The sequence below is a fragment of the Tenacibaculum sp. M1.3A genome (genome assembly GCF_057732375.1).
The window spans coordinates 73022-92194 of the sequence record NZ_JBYJEF010000010.1; the positions used below are offsets into that span (position 1 = coordinate 73022).

Genomic DNA, 19173 nt, shown 5'->3' on the forward strand with positions numbered 1-19173 from the left:
AATTATAAATTTAAGATTAATTGCTTGTTATTATATATACCGTATACTTTTCCTTTTAATTCTTTTTCTAAAAAAATACTATTTTTTGATGTCGAAATGATGTTTTCTTCAGAAAAAGTATAAGATCCATCAGGATTAAAAATTGATAGATTTGCTTTTTCATTTTCTTTGATAACAGATTTTTCAATTCTAAAACGTTCTTTTGTGTTGTTAGATAAACAGTTTACAATAGTTTCTAAATCTAATACTGAATTTAAAACGCCAAAAGCACTTTCTAAACCGATGGTTCCGTCTTTTGCTTCTGAAAATTCTACTTTTTTATGTTCGATATCTATCGGATTATGATCTGAAGTAATCATATCAATCGTTCCGTCTTTTACCCCTTTTAAAAGTGCTTTTATATCGCTTGATGTTCTTAGTGGTGGATTTACCTTTTTATTGCCATCAAATTCATGCAATTCATCATCTGTTAAAAATAAATTATGAACTGCTACGCTACACGTAACATCTAAACCTTTCTTTTTAGCGTCTTTAATTAATTGGACCGATTTTTTAGTTGAAATTGTAGGGATATGTAGTTTTCCACCGGTATATTCTAGTAAAAATAAATCACGAGAAATTTGAAGCTCTTCTGCCAAAGCAGGAATTCCTTTTAAACCTAAAAGCGTACTGTTTTTACCTTCATTCACAACACCTTCACCAGCTATAGCATTGTTTTTAGGAAAACTCATTGCTAAGCCATTAAAATTTTGAGTATATAATAAGGCTACTTTTAATAAATTGTCGTTGGCAATAGGTTTGTTATAATCTCCAAAAGCAATAGCACCAGATTGTTGCATGTCGTACAATTCTGCCATTTCAATACCTTTACCTTGTTGTGTTAACGTACCAATAGGGTATAGGTTCGTAGCGAATCCGGTTGCTTTATGAATTAAAAACTCCACGGCAGATTTATTATCAATTACTGGGTTTGTATTCGGGTTTACGGCAACAGCTGTAAATCCGCTTTTAGCGGCTACGAATAAACCATGTTTAATTGTTTCGCGTTCTTCATAACCAGGCTCACCAAATGAAACACTGGTATCAAACCAACCTGTAGATACATGTAAATTATCGAGTTTTACAACTTGATATTCTTTTTTAGAAGTAATCGTATCGTTAATCTTGGTAATAATTCCATCAGTAATTAAAATGTCTTTAGTTTGTTGGTGATAAGGACTAGAGGCATCAATAATTGTAGCCGATTTTAGCAGCGTTGTCATGGTTTAAAGAATTTTAAGATCAAAATTTCTAGAAGCAAAGATACAATGGCTAAGGCTAAAAACCATTTCCAAAGCCATTGAATTTTATTTTCGCTATTAATATTTACTAAGGTGTTTTTAACCGAAGTAGTAATTGTTTTTGAATATAAGTTTTCTGAATCTAAGAAATTTAATAAGCTTTCTTTCTTCGGATAATTAAAAGCACTATTTTTTAAAATACTAGTTTCTTGCTTTATTTTATAAAACCCGGCAACTAAAGGTTGATCAGTAGTTGTAATTTTTACACTATTTTGAAGTGTTTGTTGCAGTGGAATAAAGGAAGTTTGGTTATTAGAAATAGTTACTATTTCATCTTTACCTAATTGTTTATTAATATCAATAACCGAGCGCTCACCAATCGTATAATATAATTTAGAAAGTTGTAAACTGTATTTACCAATATTATAAAAAACTGGCACTACCAAAGGCGAATTTATAAAGTTACTATTCTCTTTACTAAGCGGAGCGGCTACCCAATAAATTGCCGAATTTGTAGAATTTACCTGTTGTATAAAGCCTTGTTTGTTTTCGAACGAAACAACAGGACTAGCGTTTAATAGCTGCGTATTATAAGAGGTTTTTACAAACGGATATTGAAAATTACGCACATTTTTTTCAAACACGTTTTTTAAAACTGGGTGTTTGTAATTTATAGTTGTAATTTTTAAACTATCAGTTTTTTTAGAGAGTAGCTGTCCTATTTTAAGCTTGTTAAATAAACTGCTGTAAGACGAAATAGTTAAATCTCTAGAAGGTATTATAACCAAATTCCCACCATTTTTAGTGAATTCAATTAAACTAGTAATAAGATTCTCAGGAATATTATTAATTTCATTTAAAACAATTAAATGCTGTTTCTCAATTAAATTATAATTTAAGTTTTTAATAGCAGAAAATGTAAAGTTAAATGCTTCTTTTGTATAAATTCTGTTTAAAAAACCAGCAGGTTCGCCAATATTTAAAACAGCAGTTTTAGTATTGGAGTTTATGGCGAAATAAAAGGAATTATCAAAAGTATAAGAGTCTTTAAAATTTAGTTCAATTTTTCCAGAAAAATCAGTTGTTTTTAAGATTGAAAAAACCACTTTTTTAGTTTGATTTTCTTCAATAGAAAAAAGCTGTTTGTTAATTAATTTCTCTTTGTTGTAAATAGCAACTGGTACATTTTTTTTAAAGATACCTTGATTTTTAACAAGAATGTTTACTTCAAAATTTGTTGTTCCGTTGTCACTTATAAAAACACTATCTATTGATAAATTACTTTTTTGCTGCGGATTTAATTTTACAAAAGAAATATTCTTTGGCGAACTTAATAAGTCTTCTTTTTTTACGTTCTGAAAATCAGAAATAATAATGTTTTCAGAAAGTGTATTTGATTTGTTTTCGGTAGATATTTTTAATAAAACATCTTTTAATTCTGTTTTCTTAGCGGTATTTTTTACTTTTAATAAAATATCTTTTAAATCAGAAGCTGTTTTATTTTTATGAAATTCATCATTTGTAATTAAAGAGTAAGTTGCTTTTTCTGAGATGTTTTCTATAATTTCTTGGCTAGCTACTTGTAATAAGTTTCCTTTTTCGCCATCGGTATTTGTACTTAAAGAATTATCTAAATAAATTAAGAAATGTTCTTGTTGATCGCTTTTATGATTGCTAAAATAAGGTTGAGCAAAAGCTATAATTAAGGCGGCAAATAACAGTAAGCGGGTAGCTAAAATCAACCATTTTTTTATGCAAGAACTTTTACGAGTTTGTAGTGCTAGTTTTTTTAAAAAGGCAACATTGGTAAACGGAACTTTAACAAATCGCTGTAATTGAAATAGGTGAACTATAATAGGAATTAGTAAAAGTACTAAGAAGTATAAAATTTCAGGATGTTTAAACTGCATAGTTCATTTTTTGCTCACTAAGTGAGGTTTTAAGTGATTTAGCTTTTGTAAAAATGTTTTTACAAGGTAACTTATTAACTGTAAAAATAGCCAAATTGATGATTTAAAAAAGAATGTAGTTAAAAATCTGTTAGAAAAGTGTTTTGTTTTCGACAAGATATCAAATTTCACTATTTTTGGACTATGACTACAAAAGAGAGTGATTGTAAAAGCCCAGCGAAAATTGAATATAAAAATCACTGGAATACTGCATACACAAAAAATACAACCGAAAAGTTAGGTTGGTTTGAAGAAAAGGCAGCACAAACAATGTCTTTAATTTCTAAATCAGGATTAAAAAAAACCGCAACTATTTTAAATGTAGGTGTTGGTTCTTCGTTGTTAATAGACGAATTATTAGCTGATGGTTACACGAGTTTAATAGCGAGCGATTTATCTGAAAAAGCATTAACTACTTTAAAAGACCGTTTAGTTGAAAAAAATTCGAAAGTAACTTTTATTGCGGATGATTTAATACAGCCTGAAAAATTAAATAAGCTAAGTAATATTGATTTATGGAATGATAGAGCTGTATTGCATTTCTTTTTAAAAGAAGAAGAAAAAGCAGCTTATTTTAATTTGTTAAAGCAAGTTGTAGTTAAAGACGGATTCGTAATTATTGCAGTTTTTGCGTTAGATGGCGCAGAAAAATGTTGTGGCTTAGAGTTGCAGAGATACAATAGCGAAATGTTGCAAGAACGTTTAGGAAGTCAGTTTAAATTAATATCAGAATTTAATCACACATTTGTAAATCCGTATGGTGGAAAAAGACCTTATATTTACACATTGTTTCAAAGAATAAATAAGTAAATGAAAGTAACACATATTCCTTTTAAAAAGACCGGTTTTTTCTCTAAAACAATGATTGATTATTTAGAGAAATCAGAAAAACTACAACCATTTTATAAAAACTTTCCATCATTAGAAAGTTTTAAAAATCAGATAGAAAGTAAAACTTTTTCAACAGCGGCAAGAAAAACGTTAGTTACGGTTTTAAAAAAGCAATATAATAAGATAAAAACATCAGAAACTACACAGCAAAACATTGATGATTTATTGTTAAAGAATACTTTTACAGTAACTACGGGGCATCAGTTAAATTTATTTACCGGGCCGTTATATTTTCTCTATAAAATATTTTCGACCATTAATTTATGTGAAGAACTAAGAGCTAATTATCCGCAACAAAACTTTGTGCCAATTTATTGGATGGCAACAGAGGATCATGATTTTGAAGAAATAAACTACTTTAATTTTAAAGGTAAAAAAGTACAATGGAATTCGGATGAAACAGGAGGTGTAGGACGTTTTTCAACAGATGGATTAGAAGATGTTTTAGAAGTGTTTTCGAACCACTTAGGAACTTCAAAAAATGCACAATATTTAATCAACCTTTTTAAAGAAGGATATATAAAACACAACAATTTAGCTGATGCAACAAGATACATAGCTAATGAATTGTTTAGTGAATATGGATTGGTAATTCTTGATGCTGATAACCGCGAATTAAAGCAAGAGTTTATTCCGTTTATTGAGCGCGAATTAAAAGAGGAGATTTCATACAAAAAAGTAACAGAAACGATTGAACGTTTGGGCGATGAATATAAGATTCAGGTGAACCCAAGAGAAATTAATTTATTTTATTTAACGGATGAAATTCGTGAACGTATTGTTTTTGAAGATGATGTGTATAAAGTAAATAACACCAATATTTATTGGGAGTTAGATGCGTTGTTAAAAGAAGTTCATGATTTTTCTGAACGATTTTCACCAAATGTAATTATGCGTCCGTTATTTCAAGAAGTAGTGCTGCCAAACTTATGTTATATCGGTGGAGGAGGAGAGTTGGCTTATTGGATGCAGTTAAAAGATTACTTTGATGAAGTTAAAGTACCATTTCCTATTTTATTGTTGCGTAATTCAGTGCAGATAATTTCTGAAAAGCAAGCTAAGAAACTAGAGAAACTAGATATCTCATTAGAAGAATCTTTTCAAAATCAAAATAGCTTACTAAAAGATAAAGTATTAGAAACTTCAGAAGAAAAAGTTGATTTTACGAGTCAAAAAGAATTTTTACAGCAACAGTTTGTCGATTTAAGAGAATTGGCTAAAAAAACAGATGTGTCATTTGTAGGTGCTGTAAATGCTCAAGAAAAAAAGCAACTAAAAGGATTAGATAATTTAGAAAAACGTTGGTTACGAGCAGAAAAACGAAGACAAAAAGATTTGGTAGATAGAATTGTATTATTGCAAAACGAAATATTACCAAACCAAAGTTTGGAAGAGCGACAAAGAAACTTTTCTGAATATTATTTAGAGTACGGAAATACTTTAATTAAAGCGTTAAAAGAAGGTTTACAGCCATTGCAATTAGAATTTACAGTAATAGAAATTTAAATTAAAATCCTTGGTTTTTATATTTTTGATAACTTTTTTCGTTTAATTTATAGGAGATGAAATAAGCAAAAGTAAAATAGATGACCATGTTGATAAAAAAGAACAACGGGAATTTATAAAAGAATTTTTCAGAAAAACCAACTTCCCAAAAAATAAATATAAACGAAAAAGGAAGTACAAAACTAAGTGCCTTTTTAAAGGCAAATAACGATTTGTTATTTCTTTTAGTTTTCCAGTTTTTTACGAACAAAGAAGTTTTCTTTTTATAATATACATTTGAATTCGGTTTCATAAACAAAAATTAATGAAAGACAAAGAAAGTAAATTACATAAAAATAACAAGCATAAAAACGGATATGATTTTACATTGCTAAAAGAAAAGTATCCGAAAATAGAAGAGTTTGTTATAGAGAAATTTGATAAAGAAACAATCGATTTTTCTGATCCGATAGCAGTAAAAGAATTTAACAAAGCATTGCTAGCAGCACATTATAATATAAAAGATTGGAATTTTTCTGATGAAAATTTATGTCCGCCAATTCCTGGTAGAGTAGATTATATTCATCATTTAGCGGATTTAATTGGTGAAGCTAAAGATGTAAAAGTACTTGATGTTGGTACCGGAGCAAGTTGTATTTATCCGCTTTTAGGAGCTGTTGAGTATGACTGGAATTTTGTAGCTACAGATATCGATTTAGATTCGTTAGATTATGCACAAGATATTATTGATGATAATGATTTAAGTGATAAAATTGAATTACGTCAACAGTTTGATGAAACACATATTTTAAAAGATATTATAGAAGAAGGAGATTCTTTTTCGGCAACGATGTGTAATCCTCCGTTTTATAAATCGGCAGAAGAAGCAAGAGGAGCAAACCGCAGAAAATCTAGAAACTTAGGTAATAATACGGTTCGTAATTTTGCAGGAAATTCAAATGAACTTTGGTATGTTGGTGGCGAAAAAGCATTTTTGCACACGTATTTATATGAAAGCTCATTACAGCCTACGGCAAGTAAGTGGTTTACTAGTTTAGTATCTAAAAAAGAGAATGTAAAAAGTTTAGAAGATTCTGCTAAAAAACTAAAAGTAGTAGAATTTAAGGTGATACCTATGAGTCAGGGAAATAAAGTTACACGTATTGTGTGTTGGCGATTCTAAAGGTATTAATTACTAAAAAAAAGCGTCTTAAAAGTAATTTTAAGACGCTTTTTTAGTTTGTTTAAAATCGAAATATAAATTGAACTAAATTTAGATTGATAGAAAAATGGTTAAATTTAAAAAAGAAGTTGCTTTCTAATTTTCTTTAACAAAATCGGGCCATCTTTTTAAGTATTTTATAAACGTTTTGCTTACACCTTCTTTTAAAAGATGTTCTTCTGAAACAGGTGTTGAAACAGGCGTAAAATTAGAATCATTGATGACTAACCTCGGAAAATTGTGATGTAATATAGCAGAGGTTCCTATGGATACAAAATCTACACCAGCATCTAATATTTTTTGAACATCAACAGCATTGCTAATTTTACCAGCAACTGTCCATTTAACATCTTTAAAATCTAAACTTTTAAAGTGATCTAATAAGCTAATTTCCTGATATTTTTCATCATTAGGCATTTTAAAACAATCCCATAAAGAGATATCTAAAAAATTAATGTTTCCTGCATCAATTAATTGTTGACAAACAATTTTCACTTCACCAATATCCATTCCAAACCTTTCAGGCGATAAACGAACACCAATTAAAAATTCTTTTCCGCATTGTTCTCTAATGCCGTCTACAATTTCAAAAATTATTCGAGCTCTGTTTTCTAGCGAACCACCATATTCATCTGTTCTATGATTTATTTCTGAGCTTAAAAATTGTGTTAAAATATAACCATGTGCGCCATGAACTTCAACACCATCATAACCGCATTCTTTAGAACGAACAGCTGCAGTAATAAAATCATCTCTTAATTGTTTTACTTCTGTAAGTGTAAGGCCTCTTGCATCTGTTTTCTCATTATCAGAAGAAGAAACAGGTTTTTCGTTTATCAATTCATGTGGCGTACGCATTCCTGCATGATGTAATTGAATAACAGCTAAACTGCCTTTCTCTTTAATGCTTTGGGTTAGTTTTTTATGTCCTTCATTTAAGTCGTCGCTAAAAATACCTAATTGCCCGGGAAAACCTTTACCTATTTCTTGTACGTGAGAAGCACACGTCATCACTAAACCAAATTCACCTTCAGCTCTCATTTTTAACCAATTTAATTCATCATCAGAAAGCTGACCGTTTTCATGACTTTGTCTATTGGTTAAAGGAGCTAACATGAAACGATTGTTCATTATTGAGCCATTAGAGAATTTTACTGTTGCGTTTGCTTTAATCATAAGGTGTTATTAAAATTTTGATTTCAAATTTAAATAGAAAATTAAGATGTTTAAAATTAAATACGTCTTTGTTTCTATTCTTTTAGTTAGTTTTATTTGATGGCTACTTAATTAATTCAGTTAAAACTTGTTTAAGTGAGTCTACAGGTTGTGCTCCTGTAATCGCACTTTTTTTGTTAAACACAAAAGTAGGGACAGAGTTTACACCCAGGTTTTTCCAATAGTTTTGTTTATTTCTTACTTCGTAACGCACATTTTCATCGTCTAATTTAGCTAAGGCTTCATTAGCATTTAAACCAACATCTAATAAGGCTTATTTTAATACAGGATTATTAGAAACATCTTTTTAATACGTTGTTTTATGAAGTCTTGTTTAAGTTCATCATATAACTTAATTCCGCCAATTCTCATACCAACTAATTTTCGGTATTCCTGTATCATTGTGATGACTTTTTCATCGTTTAGCTCTTTATTTTCTTGGGTTTTGAGTCTTTTGTAGAAGGCTTGTTTACTAATCCCAAAACACTGATAGAACCATTTTCTTTTAAACGGTTTTTCTTTTTTAGTTCTATCTCTTTTGCTAATGTTTTGGGCAACGACTTTTTTGACAAATCGACTCCAGTAATGATTTCCATATCCGCAATAATATCTTGCTGAAAATCCTTTACAAACTCTAGTTCTTCAATACGCTCCTTTAGTTTTTTAATTTCATCTAATTTATTCATACCTGTATTTTGTTGAACTAAAGTACTATATTTTTTGATCCAATACCTAATTGTAGTTCTAGGAATATCGTATTTTTTGGAAGCAAAGTTTGTAGAAATCTGACCATTCTGAATTTGGTCAACGACGAATAATTTGAGTTCTAAAGTTGCTTTTTCGTACGTTTTTTTTCGCCAGGGTTGTTTTTGAGTTTTCATAAGTGACTATAATTAAGTGTTTAATTTTTAGTCAACCTATTTCAGGAAAGTACAAACAAGCAACTAACTTTGGTTAAGCACAAAACAGCAATTTTTTTTATACGGTGTTGTAACACGTTTTTTTTAATCAAAAATCAGTTTAATAATCGGAACAATCATAAAAACAAATCCTATTGCGCCTATAATTCTATTATTAAATTCATGTCCCATTTCGTCATAGTAATCCGATTCTTTTGGTCGATAAAGATATTCTTTGAAAGTGAATTTCTTTTTTCGGAACAATGTTCTCCAAATACTACCGTAACACCATCTTATCACTGCTCCAATGAAATTAAAAAATACTCTACCGAAATAAAATCCCAAAACTCAAATTTTTAGTATATAAACATTTTGATAATTATAAAAATCCAAATTCCGATTGCTGGAAATGACAATCCGATTAATATTAGTTTTTTATTTAAGTCAGTCCAAGTTTTCCAATGTTTTATTGTCCGTCCTATCACAGCAAATCCAAGTCCGATTGCAAGTAACATAGAAGGAAGAAAAAACATAAAATTAAATCCGAAATTATGTGGTGCGTAACCTTTTTTTATTCCGAATAATGGTTCTCTAAATTCATTTATCACAAGAGCAAGAATTAAAACACCTAAACAGGCAAACGCCATTCGAGTTGTCCATTTAATTTTCTTTATATGTCTTTGTGTTAATTCCAATTATGTGGTTTGGTCAAATGTGTTACAACGTGTTTAAGCAACTAATTTAGTAAATAAAAACTGAATAGAAAATCCGCGAGGATTTTCGTAAGTAGGCGAGAACCAGCCATTAATTATACACGGTATTGTAACCAGTTTTTTAATCAACTATTTCGTGTTTTTTGACGTCAGTAACTTTTCCGTTTTTAAAAGTCAATTGCAAACTATTAAATTGCCAACCAAATCCAGCACCAGACATTCCCAAGTCATAAGTCCAAATTTCAGTCGAATCATTACTTTCCGATTTTCCTATCAGTTCAATAACTTCACTTTTCAATTTTCCTTTTAAAATTCCACTATTTACTAAATCGTCTCGCATTTCAAATCTTGCGTTTTTGTCAGCAAACCATCTTTCTTTTTCAAAATCATATTGAGGTTCGTAAAATAAATAACTAAAGAAAGCCATTACAAGTCCGATATATAAAAGAGGTGCAATAATTATTGTTCCGAAAATTAAAGTCCAATTTCTGGTTTTCTTATTTTTTATAAATCGCTTTAATATCCAACGTAAAATAAAAAATGTCGGAATAGCGATTATAATAACTATGATTGGTAGTTCAGGACTCATTCAGTTTCTCAAATTGGTTACAACGGCTTTGTGCTTATAGTTTGTTGCGTAAATTTAGCGAAAAAAATAATAAATAAAGCACAGACTTTTACGCTTGCGAGGTTTTTCCGCAGGAAAAACTGTAACCGCAATAAATTATGCACATTGTTGCAAGTTGTGGTTTTTCGGTTAATAATTCCGTTTATGTTTTTTCCAATATTTTCAAAATTCAACGTTAGAGTAAATAATTCCGCAAAGATTTTAATTCCGCAAGAGTGATTTTTTTGGTTCAGTTCTGTTTTTGTCAATTTTTTAAAACTCCGTTTGAGTATGAATTCCGTAAAGTTGCTCTAAACTTGGGATTGTTATTTTTCCAGCGTTGACAAAAAAAGGTAATTTAAACTCGAGTTATTCCACAATAAATTTCTTGCTTTTTAACTCAGAATTGTTTCTGTCTGAGTGATTTTCCGCCATTACTTGCAACGTGTTTGTATAAGGAAAGTTGCGGTTTTGTCAGCGAGGAATTTCCGAAGGAAATTCAGAAGTTGATAAAAATGCAACTGCTTTTATTTAAGCACTAATTTAGCAATTTTTTTTATACGGTGTTGGCAACTGTTTTTCTTTTCATAAGTAATATTATTCCGAAAACTATAAATTGTAAAATCGGAATATTTGCAAGATAGCCTCGTAACATTAGACTTCCTTTATTTGCTTTATGATAAAAATCAAATTCAGCAGAATATTTTTCCGTTAAAAAGTCCGTTCCTAAATATACGAATAGGTATTGCGTAATTAGAATTCCAAAATATAGATAGATAAATAAATTCAGAGTTTTTCGCGTATCAATTTCAATCGGTTTCCCATACTTTTTTATTCCTAAAATTACAATTGTTGTAAAAAGAATAAGACTTATAATTCCAGGTAGCCAAATTATTATTTTTGGTTCCGTTTTGTTAATAATTAAAACGTTCTCAAATACATATTCGAATAATCCACAAAATTCGCTAATTGAAATATATGCAAATGCTCCAATTCCTAATTTGTTTATAAAGTCAGTTTCTTTCAATTTTTAGTTTTTCAGATTTTGAGTGAGTAATAGTTGCTAACGTTTAGTATAAGAAACGTAGGGCAATAAATAAGCACTATCGTTTCAGTTTATTACTTAGCTAAATATAAATATTTTGCTTTTATCTTTTCTTCTATAAATCCCAAATTTTATATTTAGCGGACTTCTTTAATAAGCACAGACCTTTCGGTTTAGCCTAAACGCCCTATGTTTTTTATACACTGTTGTGCAACGTTTTTTATGCTTGATGTTTTTCGTTAATTTTTCGGTTTCTTGTCAGCTATCAATTCTTTGAAAAAATCAGCAACTTGAGAAGCTCCTTTTTTTCCGCCATCGTCTATATTCGATAAAATAATTACTGTATAATTGTCTTTCTTAAAATTCATTAATTCACAATGGATTCCATACCAACCTCCACTATGACCAAGAATAGTTTGATTATACCTTTGGTCAACATCTATTCCATAACCGATATGTGTATTATATCCTTTGACTTTTGGTTTAAACATTAATTCAGTTGTTTCTTTTTTTAATAAATTATAATTTCTCAAAGCTTTTGAAAAATTAAATAAGTCATTTATAGTTGAATAATAAAAACCTCCTGGCGATGCTTTTGTTAAAAAGTAGTCATTCTTTTTGAGAATTTTATTTTCCCCAAACATTGAGGTGTATCCACTTGCTTTATTACTCACGATAGAATCAACTTCTAATTCGCTTGTGTTGAACATTTCGGCAGGTTTTAAAATAGCGTCCTTTATATAGTCATAATAGTTTTTTCCACTTACTTTTTCGATGATTAAGCCAAGAATTACAAAACCTGATGCACTATAATTATATTTAGTTCCAGGTTTTGATAAAAGTGTATCGTTAACGAAAAGTTGAACAAAATCGGATGTTTTCTTGTATTCCAAATTTTTCATTTTAGCCTCATCTGCCACGTAAAAATTATTAAGTCCTGAAGTGTGTGATAGCAATTGATGAATTGTCACGGAATCTCTTACAAGTTTATTCGGGTAATTAGGTAAATATTTGCCAATAGGCACATCCAATTTTAATTTTCCTTGCTCATATAACTGCAAGGTTGCAACAGATGTAAACATTTTGGTAATAGATGCAATGTTAAATTTAGTTTCTAAATTGTTCTTTACTTTAAATTCAATACTTGAAAGACCGTAAGCTCGTTTTTCAATTATTTTATTTTTGTGTGCAACCAAGATTGTTCCAGAAAAATCATCCTGTTTTAAGCTATTAAGAAATGAATCAATTTCTAATTCTTTTTCAATGTTAGATTGTCCAAAAGCTAAAACCCCTATTAATAGTAAACTTGTTGTTAAGTAAAATTTTAATCTAATCGTCATAGGTCTGTTTTATTTACTGTAAAAGATTTTTATTCATTCAATTTATTCCACTTATCAATCGTAATTTGATAAATGTTTACTTGATTTCCGTGAAATTCTATTGTTCTATTATTTTCCATTCCGTTGTTCAATGCAACTTTGGCAGAATTCGGATTTTCAGTATTTATTATTGATATTAATCGTTCGAAATAATTATTTTTAAAAGCGTAATCTCTGCATTTTTGTGAAGCTTCTGTAGCGAATCCTTTTCGTCTATAGTTTGGCAAAATAGAATAAGCAACTTCTATTTCTCTCACTCCATTTAATTCACGAACTAAAAGTCCGCATTGCCCAATTATTTTATTGGTAGATTTTTCAATTAAAATATTTTGTCCGCCTAAATCATTTTTATATCTGTCGTAAGTCCACTCAAACCATTTTACACATTGCTCCTTTGGTGTTCCGATTTTATCCATTCCTAACACTTTAGAAACTTCATTATCTTTAAATAATTCAGTCCATTCTTGAAAATCAGAATCTTTTAGAATTCTGAATTTTAATCTTTCTGTTTCCTGATTTTCTAATGTATATTTCATTTATTCTGGTTTTCCTCAAATGTTGTACAACGTTGTTGTATATGGTTTGTTGCGTGTTTTAAGCAACTAATTTAGTAAATGATTACCGACCAAGAAAGTCCGCGAGGACTTTCGTAAGTAGGCTAAAACTAGCAATAAATTATATACGGTGTTGTAAAACGTTACTTTTTATTCATCCAATTATCTCTAAAATAACCATAACTGTAAATAGTTGTGAAATCATAGTTTGATTTAAAGTTTTCAACTTTATCTCTTTTTAATGTTCCATTTAATACAAGATTTGCTTTAGCGTCACCTTCTCCAATTTTTGCTTTTAATATTGGTTCTAAAATATTTTTAACATTCTTTTTTTCACTAAAATCACAAATTTCTCTAATTACAACTACTTGTCTAATAAGTGGAGTATTACTTTCTTTTAATCTAATTGCAGCATTTTTAAATCTTCCGTTTGTAATAATTCCATTATGGGCATCTCTAATGCTGTCTTGAATTTCTGAACTTATTGTATATGTTTCAATGTATGCTTTTATTTTAAGGAAGTTATTTAGTTGCTTTTCAAATTCATTTTTGATTTGAATCTGTGCTTCAGCATTAACTTTTTGTTTTTTTAGTTCAGCATTCAGTTCAGCTACAATTTTTGTTAGGTTATCTTTCTTTAAATCATAATCTATTTCTACTTTTTCAATTGTGACTTCAGTACTATCAAGTTCTCTGTCAAATATTTTGTAGGTATTATGATGATTAATTAAATCTGCTCCACGTCCTAATCCAGCAAAATCACCTTTCCCTGTTACTTTTGGTCTTTCTTCTTTAAAAATTCTAAAAGTTTTATTTGAAGAACCAAAGCCAGTTGCTCTACAATCGTATTTGGCGTTGCTTCCACAAATTTTTTCGGTTGGTACTTTTTTCTCACTTATTAGAATTGTTTTACAACTTGTAAACGAAGCTAATACTCCGAGAGTGAAAATTAGTCTAAAATTAGTTTTCATATGAATGTTTTTAATGTTTTACAACGTTTTTGTGTATGATTAGTGGCGTTTTTAAGCACCTAATTTAGTAAATAAAAACCGAATAGAAAATCTGCGAGGATTTTCGTAAGTAGGCGAAAACCAGCCATTAATTATACATGGTGTTGCCACCAGTTTTTTTTTTTTCATACAGTGATGCAAATGTCAAAGCTATCATTCCAGAAGCAATTCCACTTACAATTATATTTCCATATTCCGTAATTCGTAAGCCTAAATAAATTCGTACGGTTAGAATGGATATTGTTAAAATTACAATATTAATCCAATACTTAATATTCTGTTTCGAGTAATCTATTATTTCAGTCTTTTGTTTTAAGAAATATCTGATAATTATTATTCCACCAATTACTGTACTTAAATGTTGGAGAGTTTTAAAAATTGAAATATTAGTTCCGTCTATTTTTCTATTAAGTTCAAAAAAGTTAGTAAAAAAAGAATGAGAATGAGTGAAAGAATCCCAAAATATATGAGAATATGCTCCGGTTACAACTGATAAGCTAACTATTATCCAATTTTTCATATAATACTCTTTCCAATTTAAGCTCTTCAGTTCTTTCATTCGAGATTGTATAAAATTCGGTGAGTTTTCTATTAATGGTTTTTTAATGATATTATGAAAAATAAAGCATAGCAATATTCCTAAAGGAAGGTTGAACCATAATGTTCCAATTATTGTATGACTATAATTACTTTGAATTTTCATTCTCAAAAAATATTCAAAGTCAGGTGTTAAACTTCCAATTATAAGTCCAGTTAAAGAAACCCATTTTCCGAAAATATTTTTCAGAGGTAAAATTATTGCTGGATGTGAAAAAGTAAATGGCATTTTCGGTTTTTTTGTATTATACTGATATAGGTTGACCTTTTTTTAGGTTAATTTATACCGTTCAAAAGATTTTTTTAGCCGTATAGAAGGCAAAAAATATTTTGAACTAGTTTTATTTTTAAATTGTTAGTTCAGTCAAATTTACATTATTTCTTCGATATGATTTGTATTTGATGTTTGGATTTAAATGTACTTCTGCTGGTTTTCTTAAATCGAGACTAAAATGTGTTCTTAAATTGTTGTAAATATATACAGTTTGTTTTGTTACTTCTTGAGCAATTGTAGTGTTTTTAATACAGTTTCTAAGGCCATATTCATATTTCAAAGTTCTATTAATTCGCTCTGCAATTGCATTTTCATACGGATCATATTGCTCTGTCATACTCATTATTATGCCATTTTCTTCTGCAAACGCTGTATATTTAGGGTTACAGTATTGAAAACCTCTGTCCGAGTGATGAATTAATTTTTTGTCAGGGTATTTTCTATTTTTAATAGCCATTTCGAGCGCTTCTGTGCAAAGTGATGTCTTCATGTTGTCATCTAGTTTATACCCCATAATTTGCTTCGAATATGCATCTGTAACGATTGCTAGATAATTGTGTCCATTGTCGGTTTTAATGTATGTTATATCGCTTACCCATAGTTGTTCTGGTCGATTAGGAACTTGGTCTTTAATTAGGTTTTTATATTTTCTAAATTGATGATTAGAATTTGTAGTTGTTACGTAGTTTTTAAGCTTAGGGACAAGTAAGTTATAAAGCCTTAATACGTCGTACAACTTGTCTCTACCGATTTTAATACCTTGTTTTATGAAATCTTGTTTAAGTTCATCATATAACTTAATTCCGCCAGTTCTCATACCAACTAATTTTCGGTATTCCTGTATCATTGTGATGACTTTTTCATCGTTTAGCTCTTTATTTTCTTGGGTTTTGAGTCTTTTGTAGAAGGCTTGTTTACTAATCCCAAAACACTGATAGAACCATTTTCTTTTAAACGGTTTTTCTTTTTTAGTTCTATCTCTTTTGCTAATGTTTTGGGCAACGACTTTTTTGACAAATCGACTCCAGTAATGATTTCCATATCCGCAATAATATCTTGCTGAAAATCCTTTACAAACTCTAGTTCTTCAATACGCTCCTTTAGTTTTTTAATTTCATCTAATTTATTCATACCTGTATTTTGTTGAACTAAAGTACTATATTTTTTGATCCAATACCCAATTGTAGTTCTAGGAACATCATATTTTTTAGAAGCAAAGTTTGTGGAGATTTGTCCATTCTGAATTTGGTCAACGACGAATAATTTGAGTTCTAAGGTTGCTTTTTCGTACGTTTTTTTTCGCCAGGGTTGTTTTTGTGTTTTCATAAGTGACTATAATTAAGTGTTTAATTTTTAGTCAACCTATTTCAGGAAAGTACATTCTTCAAATGGTTGGTAACGTGTTTGTATATGGTTTGTTGCGTGGTTAAGTACGTAATTTAGCAAAAAAACCACAGATAGAAAGTCCGCGAGGATTTTCGTAAGTAGGCGAGTACTAGCAATAAATTATATACGTTGTTACCACACGTTATTTATTATTCCTCCTGTTGTTTTAATAATTCATAACCTTTGTGTTTCTGGTATGTAATTCCATTTAGCATTAATTTCGTCTTTGATAAATATTCAATTTTAGTTGTATCCGAACCTCCCATTCCTACAAATTCAATTTTCACACTGTCATTAACTTTTATTAGATTAGCAATTGGTTGACAAGAATAATAGGAAGCAGAATTACTTAAAAACCCTTTATTATAGCCAATATGTTCCCAAGTTCCGATATTATTTTTAAAATTGACTATCACAATATTTTCCTTCTTTAAATATCTTTTGTTATAATCAGATAACCAGAATCCATTCAGATTTTCACGTACCGAATCTAATTCAGTTAAGTCAATTTCATAGTCGTTCTCCACAATAATTAAATTCCGTTTTGGGTTTGTACATCCAAATATTAAAAAAGTCAAAATCGTTATGTAGATTGTTAATTTCAAGTTTCAGTTTTAATGTGTGGTAACGGTTTTGTATATGATACGTTGCGTGGTTTAGCACGTAATTTAGCAAATAAAAACTTAATAGAAAATCCGCGAGGATTTTCGTAAGTAGGCGAGTACTAGCAATGGATTATATACGTTGTTGTACGCAGTATTTTATGTCATTTGAAACGACATTTTAATATCATTAAAGTTTTTGTTTTCTAAATCAGTTCTTGATAGTCCGAAATAATAAGTTCCACTTCCTCCATATTTAGACAAATCAGTATTTGAGTCATCACAATCTAATTGAAGAAATAATTCAAAGGTTTTGGATAACTCCAGTATTTCATTCCAATGTTTTTTATGTTCAGAACTTTCGGCTAAATAAAGACCTAATTCTTTAGAAGCAAATTCGTAGACTACACTTGATTGGATTGACCTGTCGTATCCAAGTATTTGATGCAAATTATCTGAATCTTGATAAAGTTCCTCTGCGATATATTCTTCAGTCGGTTGATAAAAAAGGAAATACAAGTCATTATTGTATTTTTTTTCCAATTCAAACAGTTTATAATTTTCGTCGTCTGGAAGTGTGTAGAACTCAAAATATTCAATCAAAGCTGTTTTAAATGTTTGGTTTTCCTCAAGGTCATTTGGAAATTCAGTTCGGATAATATTTTCAGTTTCGCTGAATATGAATTTATATGGTTGGTTTACGCCATTAAACTCTTTCCAATCTTGGTCAAGGCTCAAAAAGACATAGAAAAAGCCTTTATTAGGCAACTTGTTTTCTTTGTCAAATTTTGTTAATTCAGCCAAATTGTATTGAGCACAAAATAGCATTGGTTTTCCATCTGCTTTTGGCCACTCAAAGTCTTTTGGCAAATCAGGTTTTCCACCGATTTTAGATGTTCCAATTTTTAGGTTTTTATCATCACTCGATTTAGTCCTAATACCAACAGTTGGTCTAATCATTTTGATTAGTTGCTCTTTGTCGTCTTTATCAATTTGAACTTCCTCCGAATTTCGAATGAATGACTTTATTTTATCTAAATTATTCTTTTTAAAACTAAACATTTATTTAAGCGTAATGTTTTTGGGATATTGCGTACAACGTTGTTGTATAAGATTAGTTGCGTGTTTTAAGCACTAAAGTTAGCAAATAAATCACAAATAGAAAGTCTGACAGGACTTTCGTAAATAGGCTAAAACCAGCAATTAATTTTATACGGTGTTGTGTGTTCGTTATTTTTTTTCTGTTTCATTTATTCCGCAATTATTATAATAGGCAACAATCTCAAGAATATCATCTAATTTCAATTCCTTATTTTCTATTTTATTAATAAGACCTGAACATCCTTTAAAATATTTTTTCGCATTTTTTCTTAACTTCCTATTTGAGTAAATGAAGTTTAATACTTCTGATTTTTTTATGTCTAATAAATATTTTGGATTAACAACTCTGGCTAAATTCTTTTTAATTTCTGAAACAGAATAATATGGTTGATTTTGATAACCTGTGCCAAAACTTAAAAAGTCACTAACATTACTTCTATCAACATCTTTATAGAATAAACTCAAATTGTTACTAGAATATAAGTATGTATCATACTTTCCAGAATAAACTAATTCTACAAACTTTAAAAATTTATCTGAATCTGTTCTTTTATAGAAAAAAACTCTCTCCGATGATGAATCTGAATATAAAATTATTTTATTTATATTTTTATAATCAATTTTATTTTTTGATTTTTGCTCTTTAGTTTTTTTAAACCTTACTCTAAATGCTGAATCGTCTAGTTTAATAAAACCACTTTTTATACTGTCATTTTTTAAAACAATTTGCCCTTTTATATATGGATTAATTCTCATTTCCAGTTGAGCTTGACCACATAAATAGGAAAGTATAAAAAGGATAGTTATAATAGATTTTTTCATGTTATTTCAATTCAAAGTATTAATTGGGTTTCCTACTTAATGACACACAACGGTTTTTTGTATAGAAAGTTGCTTTGTAAATGCGCGGCGAATTTTCCGCAGGAAAATTGGACTTAGTAAAAAAGCACAGACTATTTAAAAG

Annotated in this window: 21 protein-coding genes and 1 pseudogene; 3 read left to right on the forward strand and 19 right to left on the reverse strand. The window is 29.4% G+C overall.

Annotated elements, in window-relative coordinates:
• Positions 1-2 precede the first annotated feature (2 nt).
• Positions 3-1262, reverse strand: coding sequence for a dihydroorotase (locus AC28QF_RS13440; protein WP_488202256.1), 1260 nt, complete (start codon positions 1260-1262; stop codon positions 3-5).
• Positions 1259-3190, reverse strand: a complete 1932-nt coding sequence (locus AC28QF_RS13445; RefSeq protein ID WP_488202255.1) for a BatA domain-containing protein — start codon at positions 3188-3190, stop codon at positions 1259-1261. Before AC28QF_RS13445 ends, AC28QF_RS13440 begins: the two co-directional genes overlap by 4 nt.
• 183 nt (positions 3191-3373) lie before the next feature.
• On the opposite strand from AC28QF_RS13445, the gene AC28QF_RS13450 reads away from it, so the two are divergent.
• Both AC28QF_RS13450 and bshC read left to right on the forward strand, forming a co-directional pair.
• Positions 3374-4039: a class I SAM-dependent methyltransferase gene (locus tag AC28QF_RS13450; protein ID WP_488202254.1), complete on the forward strand. Its 666-nt coding sequence runs from the start codon at positions 3374-3376 to the stop codon at positions 4037-4039.
• On the forward strand, positions 4040-5626 hold the full coding sequence (bshC, locus tag AC28QF_RS13455) for a bacillithiol biosynthesis cysteine-adding enzyme BshC (protein WP_488202253.1): 1587 nt from the start codon (positions 4040-4042) through the stop codon (positions 5624-5626).
• A gap of 1 nt (position 5627) precedes the next feature.
• Here the strand turns inward: bshC and AC28QF_RS13460 are convergent, their stop codons facing one another.
• Positions 5628-5918: a hypothetical protein gene (locus AC28QF_RS13460; protein WP_488202252.1), complete on the reverse strand. Its 291-nt coding sequence runs from the start codon at positions 5916-5918 to the stop codon at positions 5628-5630.
• 12 nt (positions 5919-5930) lie between these two features.
• Here AC28QF_RS13460 and rlmF point away from each other — a divergent pair, with 12 nt between their 5' ends.
• Positions 5931-6788 carry a 23S rRNA (adenine(1618)-N(6))-methyltransferase RlmF gene (gene rlmF, locus AC28QF_RS13465; protein ID WP_488202251.1) on the forward strand — a complete coding sequence of 286 codons (858 nt, stop codon included), beginning with the start codon at positions 5931-5933 and terminating at the stop codon, positions 6786-6788.
• Positions 6789-6923: 135 nt separating this feature from the next.
• Here rlmF and AC28QF_RS13470 read toward each other — a convergent pair whose 3' ends face one another.
• The 16 genes and pseudogenes from AC28QF_RS13470 to AC28QF_RS13545 all read right to left on the reverse strand — a co-directional run bounded on the left by AC28QF_RS13470 (position 6924) and on the right by AC28QF_RS13545 (position 19031).
• Positions 6924-8003 (reverse strand): NADH:flavin oxidoreductase, encoded by a 1080-nt coding sequence (locus AC28QF_RS13470; protein ID WP_488202250.1) that lies wholly within the window; start codon positions 8001-8003, stop codon positions 6924-6926.
• Positions 8004-8106: 103 nt separating this feature from the next.
• A pseudogene (locus AC28QF_RS13475) lies at positions 8107-8301 on the reverse strand (DsbA family oxidoreductase); the annotation flags it as partial.
• A gap of 20 nt (positions 8302-8321) precedes the next feature.
• Positions 8322-8444 (reverse strand): hypothetical protein, encoded by a 123-nt coding sequence (locus AC28QF_RS13480; RefSeq protein ID WP_488202429.1) that lies wholly within the window; start codon positions 8442-8444, stop codon positions 8322-8324.
• A 20-nt stretch (positions 8445-8464) separates the two neighbouring features.
• Positions 8465-8923, reverse strand: a complete 459-nt coding sequence (locus AC28QF_RS13485) for a helix-turn-helix domain-containing protein (RefSeq protein ID WP_488202249.1) — start codon at positions 8921-8923, stop codon at positions 8465-8467.
• A gap of 374 nt (positions 8924-9297) precedes the next feature.
• A complete protein-coding gene (locus tag AC28QF_RS13490; RefSeq protein ID WP_488202430.1) occupies positions 9298-9636 on the reverse strand; it encodes a hypothetical protein in 339 nt (112 codons plus the stop codon).
• Between the two features lie 139 nt (positions 9637-9775).
• Positions 9776-10243 carry a hypothetical protein gene (locus AC28QF_RS13495; protein ID WP_488202247.1) on the reverse strand — a complete coding sequence of 156 codons (468 nt, stop codon included), beginning with the start codon at positions 10241-10243 and terminating at the stop codon, positions 9776-9778.
• Between the two features lie 574 nt (positions 10244-10817).
• Positions 10818-11288 (reverse strand): hypothetical protein, encoded by a 471-nt coding sequence (locus AC28QF_RS13500; RefSeq protein ID WP_488202246.1) that lies wholly within the window; start codon positions 11286-11288, stop codon positions 10818-10820.
• 257 nt (positions 11289-11545) lie between these two features.
• The gene (locus AC28QF_RS13505) at positions 11546-12646 is read right to left on the reverse strand and encodes a serine hydrolase domain-containing protein (RefSeq protein ID WP_488202245.1); all 1101 of its coding nucleotides are present in this window, start codon (positions 12644-12646) and stop codon (positions 11546-11548) included.
• 29 nt (positions 12647-12675) lie between these two features.
• Positions 12676-13221, reverse strand: coding sequence for a GNAT family N-acetyltransferase (locus AC28QF_RS13510; protein ID WP_488202244.1), 546 nt, complete (start codon positions 13219-13221; stop codon positions 12676-12678).
• 161 nt (positions 13222-13382) lie between these two features.
• Positions 13383-14210: a hypothetical protein gene (locus tag AC28QF_RS13515; protein ID WP_488202243.1), complete on the reverse strand. Its 828-nt coding sequence runs from the start codon at positions 14208-14210 to the stop codon at positions 13383-13385.
• 127 nt (positions 14211-14337) lie between these two features.
• Entirely contained in the window at positions 14338-15075 is a 738-nt protein-coding gene (locus AC28QF_RS13520; protein WP_488202242.1) for a DUF4184 family protein, read from the reverse strand.
• A 118-nt stretch (positions 15076-15193) separates the two neighbouring features.
• Positions 15194-16042 (reverse strand): IS3 family transposase, encoded by an 849-nt coding sequence (locus AC28QF_RS13525; RefSeq protein ID WP_488202342.1) that lies wholly within the window; start codon positions 16040-16042, stop codon positions 15194-15196.
• Positions 15988-16446, reverse strand: coding sequence for a helix-turn-helix domain-containing protein (locus AC28QF_RS13530; protein ID WP_488202241.1), 459 nt, complete (start codon positions 16444-16446; stop codon positions 15988-15990). The genes AC28QF_RS13525 and AC28QF_RS13530 overlap by 55 nt, the downstream gene beginning before the upstream one ends.
• A gap of 209 nt (positions 16447-16655) precedes the next feature.
• A complete protein-coding gene (locus tag AC28QF_RS13535) occupies positions 16656-17111 on the reverse strand; it encodes a hypothetical protein (RefSeq protein WP_488202431.1) in 456 nt (151 codons plus the stop codon).
• Between the two features lie 156 nt (positions 17112-17267).
• On the reverse strand, positions 17268-18170 hold the full coding sequence (locus tag AC28QF_RS13540; RefSeq protein ID WP_488202239.1) for a DUF1963 domain-containing protein: 903 nt from the start codon (positions 18168-18170) through the stop codon (positions 17268-17270).
• Positions 18171-18338: 168 nt separating this feature from the next.
• Entirely contained in the window at positions 18339-19031 is a 693-nt protein-coding gene (locus AC28QF_RS13545) for a hypothetical protein (RefSeq protein WP_488202238.1), read from the reverse strand.
• Positions 19032-19173: the final 142 nt, after the last annotated feature.